At 72.9% G+C, this 7,600-nt stretch carries 6 protein-coding genes; 1 reads left to right on the forward strand and 5 read right to left on the reverse strand.

The genetic code is table 11. The features are described from left to right. Positions 1-76: 76 nt before the first annotated feature. The 5 genes from ACOJTC_RS00005 to ACOJTC_RS00025 all read right to left on the reverse strand — a co-directional run bounded on the left by ACOJTC_RS00005 (position 77) and on the right by ACOJTC_RS00025 (position 6,736). Positions 77-958, reverse strand: a complete 882-nt coding sequence (locus ACOJTC_RS00005) for a potassium-transporting ATPase subunit C (RefSeq protein ID WP_420115230.1) — start codon at positions 956-958, stop codon at positions 77-79. Continuing rightward, entirely contained in the window at positions 958-3,147 is a 2,190-nt protein-coding gene (gene kdpB, locus ACOJTC_RS00010) for a potassium-transporting ATPase subunit KdpB (protein ID WP_420115231.1), read from the reverse strand. The genes ACOJTC_RS00005 and kdpB overlap by 1 nt, the downstream gene beginning before the upstream one ends. Before the next feature lie 20 nt (positions 3,148-3,167). After that, a complete protein-coding gene (gene kdpA, locus ACOJTC_RS00015; protein WP_420115232.1) occupies positions 3,168-4,823 on the reverse strand; it encodes a potassium-transporting ATPase subunit KdpA in 1,656 nt (551 codons plus the stop codon). Beyond that, the gene (gene kdpF / locus ACOJTC_RS00020) at positions 4,823-4,912 is read right to left on the reverse strand and encodes a K(+)-transporting ATPase subunit F (protein WP_420115233.1); all 90 of its coding nucleotides are present in this window, start codon (positions 4,910-4,912) and stop codon (positions 4,823-4,825) included. The genes kdpA and kdpF overlap by 1 nt, the downstream gene beginning before the upstream one ends. A 288-nt stretch (positions 4,913-5,200) precedes the next feature. Beyond that, entirely contained in the window at positions 5,201-6,736 is a 1,536-nt protein-coding gene (locus ACOJTC_RS00025; RefSeq protein WP_420115234.1) for a glycosyltransferase, read from the reverse strand. Positions 6,737-7,073: 337 nt separating this feature from the next. On the opposite strand from ACOJTC_RS00025, the gene ACOJTC_RS00030 reads away from it, so the two are divergent. After that, positions 7,074-7,502, forward strand: coding sequence for an ATP-binding protein (locus ACOJTC_RS00030; protein ID WP_420115235.1), 429 nt, complete (start codon positions 7,074-7,076; stop codon positions 7,500-7,502). Positions 7,503-7,600 lie beyond the last annotated feature (98 nt).

Here is a 7,600-nt window from a genome sequence, read left to right on the forward strand (position 1 = left end):
CCCCCGGGTGGCCGCCCGCCCCGGGGGCGCCCCCGCGGGGCCGCCACCCCGGCCGGGGGGGCGCCCCGGGCGGGGGTCACCGGGCGGGCAGGTTCCGGTCCAGGGCCAGGTTGAGTTCCAGCACGTTCACCGCGGGGGCGCCCATGAAGCCGAGCGCCCGTCCGGTGGTGTGTTCGGCGACCAGCCGCCGCACCACCGCCGGGTCCGCGCCCCGCTCCCGCGCCACCCGGGCCACCTGGATGCCGGCGTACGCGGGGCTGATGTGCGGGGCGAGGCCGCTGCCGCTGCCCGTGACCGCGTCGGCGGGGACGGCGGGGTGCTCCGGCGCCGCCCCCCGGACCGGGGTGACCAGCCCGCCGGCGGCCCGGTAGTCCTCCCCGGGCTGCGCCAGCTCCACCGGCACCCCCTGCCAGGAGGTGACGAACGGGGTGGCCGGGGCGGTCTGGTTGACGCTGACCACCCGGGTGATCCGGCCGGTCAGCCCGTCGGCGCGGAACACGGCCAGCACCGCGCCCACCCCGTCGGGCGTGCAGTACGGTCGCCGCCCGTCGACGCCGTCGAGCAGGCCGACCGCCCGGCTGCGTGCGCAGACCTGGCTGAGCAGGCTCCGGGTCGACTGTCGCGGGTCGCCGGCGAGGGTGTCCACCACGCTCTCCGGGCCGAGGTTCGAGGCGGCGGAGGCGGTCGGGTCGTAGCCGTCGCCGGCCGCCGACGGGCGGGACTGGAAGTAGCGCGGGACGGGGTTGCCGTCGGCGTCGGTGAAGGACTGGCCGATCAGGGCGCTGCCGACGGCCCGGCCGTCCACGGTCAACAGCGATCCGTCGGTCTTCGCGTCGAGGCCGGGGAGCCGGCCGGCGGCGACCAGGGCGAGCGGGTAGGCGACGCCGAGCAGCGCGGTGAACACGAGCAGGGCACGCAGGGCGGCGAGGTGTCGGGCGAGCCAGGCGGGTAGACGCATCACGAGATCCCCGGGACGTACTGGACGAGCAGGTCGATGAGCTTGATGCCGACGAACGGCGCGACGAGGCCGCCGACGCCGTAGACCAGCAGGTTGCGGCCGAGCAGTGTCGACGCGGCGGCCGGCCGGTACCGCACGCCGCGCAGGGCCAACGGGATGAGCGCGACGATGACCAGGGCGTTGAAGATCACCGCGGCGAGGATCGCCGACTCGGGGCTGCCCAGCCGCATCACGTTGAGCCGGTCCAGGCCCGGGTAGAGGCCGGCGAACATGGCCGGGATGATCGCGAAGTACTTCGCCACGTCGTTGGCGATGCTGAACGTGGTCAGCGCGCCCCGGGTGATCAGCAACTGCTTGCCGATCTCGACGATCTCGATCAGTTTCGTCGGGTCGGAGTCCAGGTCGACCATGTTGCCGGCCTCCTTCGCCGCCGACGTGCCGGTGTTCATCGCGACGCCGACATCGGCCTGGGCCAGGGCGGGGGCGTCGTTGGTGCCGTCCCCGGTCATCGCGACCAGCCGGCCGCCCTCCTGCTCCCGGCGGATCAGGGCGAGCTTGTCCTCCGGGGTGGCCTCGGCGAGGAAGTCGTCCACCCCGGCCTCGTCGGCGATCGCCTGCGCGGTACGCGGGTTGTCGCCGGTGATCATCACGGTCCGGATGCCCATCCGGCGCAGCTCGGCGAACCGCTCCTGCATCCCGGCCTTCACCACGTCCTTGAGGTGGATGACGCCGAGCACGCGGGCCGGCTCCCCGGCGACGTGTTCGGCCACCACCAGCGGGGTGCCGCCGTGTCCGCTGATCCCGTCGACGATCCGGTCGACCCCGGTGCCGGGCTCGCCGCCGTGCTCCCGTACCCAGGCCAGCACCGCCGTCGCCGCGCCCTTGCGGACCTGGCGGGCCGGCGCGTCAGGTGGCGTCAGGTCGACGCCGCTCATCCGGGTCTGCGCGGTGAACGGCACGAAGTCGGCGTACGGCAGCGGGTCCGGTTCCGGCGCACCCGGGTCGAACTCCCGCGTGGCCAGCGACACCACCGACCGCCCCTCGGGCGTCTCGTCGGCGAGGCTGGACAGCCGCGCGGCGGCGGCCACCTCGTCGGCGGTGACCCCCTCGACCGGTAGGAACGCGGTGGCCTGCCGATCACCCAGGGTGATCGTGCCGGTCTTGTCGAGCAGCAGGGTGCTGACGTCCCCCGCCGCCTCCACCGCCCGGCCGCTCATCGCGAGCACGTTGCGCTGCACGAGGCGGTCCATCCCGGCGATGCCGATCGCCGACAGCAGTGCCCCGATGGTGGTGGGGATCAGGCAGACCAGCAGGGACACCAGCACCACCCCGGTCACCCCGGTGCCGGTGACCGCCCCGGTGTCGGGGGCGGCGGCCTGCCAGCCCCTGGCGAAGATCGCCAACGGTTGGAGGGTGACAACGGCCAGCAGGAAGATCAGGGTGAGTGCGGCGAGCAGGATGTTCAGCGCGATCTCGTTCGGTGTCTTCTGCCGGTCGGCCCCCTCGACCAGGGCGATCATCCGGTCGATGAAGCTCTCCCCCGGCCGCTGGGTGATCCGCACGACGATCCGGTCCGACAGCACCCGGGTGCCGCCGGTGACGGCGCTGCGGTCGCCGCCGGACTCGCGGATCACCGGGGCGGACTCGCCGGTGATCGCGGACTCGTCGACGCTGGCGATGCCCTCGACGACGTCGCCGTCGCCGGGGATGATCCCGCCGGCGCTCACCAGGACGACGTCCCCCTGCCGCAGTTGCGGTGCGGGCACCGCCTCGTCGGTGTAGGTGTCGGCGCGGGCACCCGGTGCCCAGCCGACCAGGCGGGTGGCGATGGTGTCCCGCTTGGCCTGCCGCAGCGAGGCGGCCTGCGCCTTGCCCCGGCCCTCGGCGACCGCCTCGGCGAGGTTGGCGAAGATCACGGTGAGCCAGAGCCAGCCGGTGATCGCCCAGCCGAACACCGACGGGTCGGCGACCGCCAGGACGGTGGTGAAGGCCGCGCCGATCGCCACGATCAGCAGCACCGGGCTGCGCCACAGGGTGCGCGGGTCGAGTTTGCACAGCGCCCCGGGCAGGGACCCGGCCAGTTGCCGGGGGTCGAGCAGGCCGCCACCGGCCCGGCGGGCCGGGGTGTCGACGGCCGGGGTGTCGACGGCCGGCCGGTCGTCGTCGGTGGTCACGGACGCGACGGACATGTCCTCGTTCCTCATCCGGGTCACAGCCCTTCGGCCAGCGGGCCGAGCGCGAGCGCGGGTAGGTAGGTGAGCGCCACCAGGATCACCGTGACGCCGACGACCATCCCGACGAAGAGCGGTCGGTGCGTCGGCAGGGTGCCCTCGGAGGCGGGGACGGGCGCCTGGCGGGCGAGCGAGCCGGCCAGGGCGAGCACGAAGATGATCGGCAGGAACCGGCCGAGCAGCATGCACAGGCCCAGCGCGGTGTTCCACCACGCGGTGTTCACGGTGATCCCGGCGAACGCCGAGCCGTTGTTGTTGCTCGCCGAGGTGAACGCGTAGAGCACCTCGGTCAGGCCGTGCGGGCCGGTGTTCAGCGCGGTCGCGTCGTTGCCGGTGGCGAAGGCGGTGGCGGTGCCGATCAGCACCAGGGCCGGGGTGACCAGGAAGTACAGCGAGGCGAAGGTGATCTCCCGGGTGCCGATCTTCTTACCCAGGTACTCCGGGGTCCGGCCGACCATCAGCCCGGCGACGAACACCGTGATCACCGCGAGCACCAGCAGCCCGTACAGGCCGGCGCCGACACCGCCGGGGGCGACCTCGCCGAGCATCATGTTGCCCAGCGTCATCATCCCGCCCAGCGCGGTGTACGAGTCGTGGAACGAGTTCACCGCACCGGTCGAGGTCAGCGTGGTGACCGCCCCGAACGTCGCCGAGTCCGACACGTCGAAGCGGACCTCCTTACCCTCCAGCGCCGCGCCGACCGCCTGCGGCACGGTGCCGTGCCCGGCCAGCTCGAACCCGGTGGTGAGGGCGACGCTGCCGAGCGCCAGGACGGCCATCACCGCGACGACGGCGTAGCCCTGCCGCTGCTGGCCGACCATCCGGCCGAGGACCCGGGGCAGGCTGAACGGGATCAGCAGGATCAGGAACAGCTCGACCCAGTTCGTCCAGGCGGTGGGGTTCTCGAACGGGTGGGCGCTGTTGGCGTTGTAGAAGCCACCGCCGTTGGTGCCCAACTCCTTGATCACCTCCTGGCTGGCCACCGGGCCGCCGGGGAGGCGCTGGCCGCCGCCGGTCAGGGTGGTCACGTCGGTGCCGGCGGAGAGGTTCTGCACCACGCCGCCGAGCATCAGCACCAGCGCGCCGAGCACCGCGACCGGCAGCAGCACCCGCAGCACGATCCGCACCAGGTCGACCCAGAAGTTGCCCACCTCGCCGGGGCGGCTGCGGGCGAAGCCCCGGATCAGGGCCACCGCCACGGCGATGCCCACCGCGGCGGAGACGAAGTTCTGCACCGCCAGGCCGGCCATCTGCACCAGGTGCCCCATGGTCGACTCGCCCGAATACCACTGCCAGTTCGTGTTGGTCACGAAGGACACCGCGGTGTTCCAGGCCCCGTGCGGGACCACCGGGTCGACGCCCAGCGACAACCACAGGTGGTTCTGCCCCCGTTGGAGGGCGTAGAGGAACAGGACCGAGACGGCGGAGAAGGCGAGCACGCTGCGGGCGTAGACGCCCCACGACTGTTCGGCGGCCGGATTCACCCCGACCAGCCGGAACACCCCACGCTCCAGCCGGGACCGGCGGGTGCCGGTGACCGACCGGTACAGGTGGTCACCGACCGGGCGGTACGCGACGACGAGCGCCACCACCAGGGACGACACGAAGACGACGCCGGCTGTCCCCGTGGTCATCAGAAACGCTCCGGGAACAGCAGCGCGACGACCATGAACACACCCAGACCGGTCGCCAGCACCAGGCCGACGGCGTTGACGGCGTTCACCGCTTCTCCACGCCCCTCACCACGAGGGTGAGCGCCGCGAACAGCGCCACCGTCACCAGCACGAACACCACGTCAGACACGCGGACTCCCCCAACCGGACGGGTACGCGTGACCGCCTCCCGGCCACGCCGGGCAATCACAACGCGCCGCCGCCCGTGGGGGCAGGGTCCATAACGCGACCGTGACGGGGGGCCACGGTTTCTTGACGTGTTCTTCACGCCGGCCACCGTCGCGGTGACGGCGGTCACGGTAGGGCCGGTCCGCGCCCCGCCACGGGGCCGGGCCGGGTCAGCGGCGGATGGCCCGCCGGATCGACTCGGGCACCCGGCGGGCCACCGCCCGCCGCAGCCGGAAGCGCAGGCTGCCCAGGTGCGGCACGGCGACCGGCCGCGCCCCGTCGGTCGCGCAGCGGAACGCCACCGGGAGTACGGCGTCCTCGGTCCAGCCGCAGCAGGTGACCCGGGCCTTGAGGTCCCAGGTGCCCCTGCTCCGGCCGCCGTTGAGGGCACCGACGTCGAGGCGGGCGGTGCCCCGCTGGACCAGCCGCAGCTCGCCGTCGGCCGTCGGGACCAGCTCGACCGTGCCGGTGACCGGCACGAAGAACTCCTCCCGGGTTTCGCGCTGCCGGGCGATCACGTCGAGCTTGGACTGCTTGATCCGGGCGGTGGCGTCCCGCAGGTCGGCCGGGACGTCGTCCACCGGCACCACCAGCAGCCGCTGCTCGCCGTCGGCGGTGAGGGTGAGCGGCCGGTCGCCGAAGGACAGCTCGGCGGTGAGGGTGACGGTCAGGGTGGTGGCGTCCCGCTCGATCCGCTGCACGGTGGGCACCGCCCGGACGGCCGCCTCCCACTCGGCGAGCCGGCGCAGGTCCGGGGTGCGTCCCTGCTCGATGAGCCGGGTGATGATCCGTTGCAGCGGCGGCAGGCCGGCCGCGACGCCCGGGGCGAACCGGTCCCGGATCGTCCGCTGCGCCTCGCCGACCAGCTGGTCCACCCAGTCGGCGGGGGCGTCGAGCAGCCGCCGGCCGCGTACCCGGGACACCATCTCGTTACGCAGCCAGCGCCGGTGCAGCCGGTCGCGCAGCGGGCCGGGCTCGGTGTGAGCGTCGACGATGTCGAGCGCCTCGCGCAGGTTGACGAAGTAGCCGGCCGGCTCCAGCGCGGTGGCCGTCACGTTGCCGGCGTCGACCCGCCGCTGGTGGTGGTAGCAGACGTAGTCGGCCAGCACGCAGGTGCGCCGGGACAGGAAGTACGCCCGGGTGACGAAGACGTGGTCCTCCAGCCGACGCTTGCCCTCGGGGAACCGCAGGCCGTGCTCGACGAGGAAGGAGCGTCGGAACAGCTTGTGCGCGGTGAGGCTGTCGATCAGGGGCGCGTTCTCCAGCGTGGCGTCGAACCGGTTGCGCCGGAACAGCTCACGCGGCACCGAACGGCGGTGCCCGGCCATCTTGCCGACCACCAGGTCCGCGTCGTGCTCGGTGGCGCAGGCGTGGAGGCGTTCCAGGGCCTGCTCGCCGAACCAGTCGTCGTCGTCGGCGAAGAAGACGTACTCGCCCCGGGCGTGTTCGACGCCGAGGTTGCGGGGGCGCGACGGCCAGCCGGAGTTGTCGATGTGCAGCACCCGGAAGTGCGGGTGGGCGGCGGCCAGCTCGTCGAGGCGGGGGCCGGTCGAGTCGGTCGAGCCGTCGTCGACGAACATGACCTCGAACTCGTCGGCAGACAACGACTGGCCCAGCAACGAGGTGACGAGCTTCTCGATGTGCGGCCCGGAGTTGTACGCCGGGACCACGACGGTCACCTTGGGGGTCTTCGTACTGGCGGTCATGGCTCTTCCTGAGGCGGTCCGTGAGCCGGCGCGGGGATGCGCCCAACCGTGCGGACGGGCGCCCGTTCCGGGGCGTTCCGTCGCCGACATGGCCCGTTCAGTTTGCGGACTTTACGCGACCGCAGGGGCGGATGCAGACCCCGAATCGGATGATTTCTTCGATCCCCGACGGGACGCCGGGACCCCACCCGCTTCTGCCTGGCAGACCACCCTCGACAGTGGCCCGAAGCACACCCGGCACACCGCTGGCGGTGTGCGGGGCGTGGCGTGACGTGACGACGAATCCCCGACACCGGGAGCGGGCATAGCGGGCCGCTACGCAGGGTAAACCGGGATCATGGCACAGCTTCTCACCTCGCCGCCCCCGCCGCAGGCCGCCGAGTTGCGCCGGTGGGAACTGGCCGACCCCGCCGACCTGCGTACCCTGCGCGCCTCCCTGCACGAGGCCCTCACCGGTGAGCGACTCCTCGACGGTCAACGGATGGACGAGGTCCCCGAGTTGATCACCTTGGTAGCCACCGAACTCGCCACAAATGCCCTCAAACACGGCATTCCGCCGACCATTGTCCGGTTGTTGGCCGTCGACGACTCGCTCATCCTCGACGTGGCCGACCACGACCTCAGCAGCATCCCCGAACTGGCCGACACCCGCCCGATGGGCGCCGGCGGCCGGGGGCTCCAGATCGCCATGGCCGTCTCGCTCAAGGTCGGCTGGTACGCCACCGACCGCACCAAGAACATCTGGGCGTCCTTCCCCCGCCGGTGACCGGGGGGCGCGACGGGGCGACGCCCGCTTGATCGGCTCAACGGGGCCGATGATGCGCCTTCGCCCGCCCGGGACCGCGCCGCATCGGCCCACCCGGG

The sequence above is a fragment of the Micromonospora sp. genome (assembly GCF_048594385.1).
GTDB classification, from domain to species: domain Bacteria; phylum Actinomycetota; class Actinomycetes; order Mycobacteriales; family Micromonosporaceae; genus Micromonospora; species Micromonospora wenchangensis.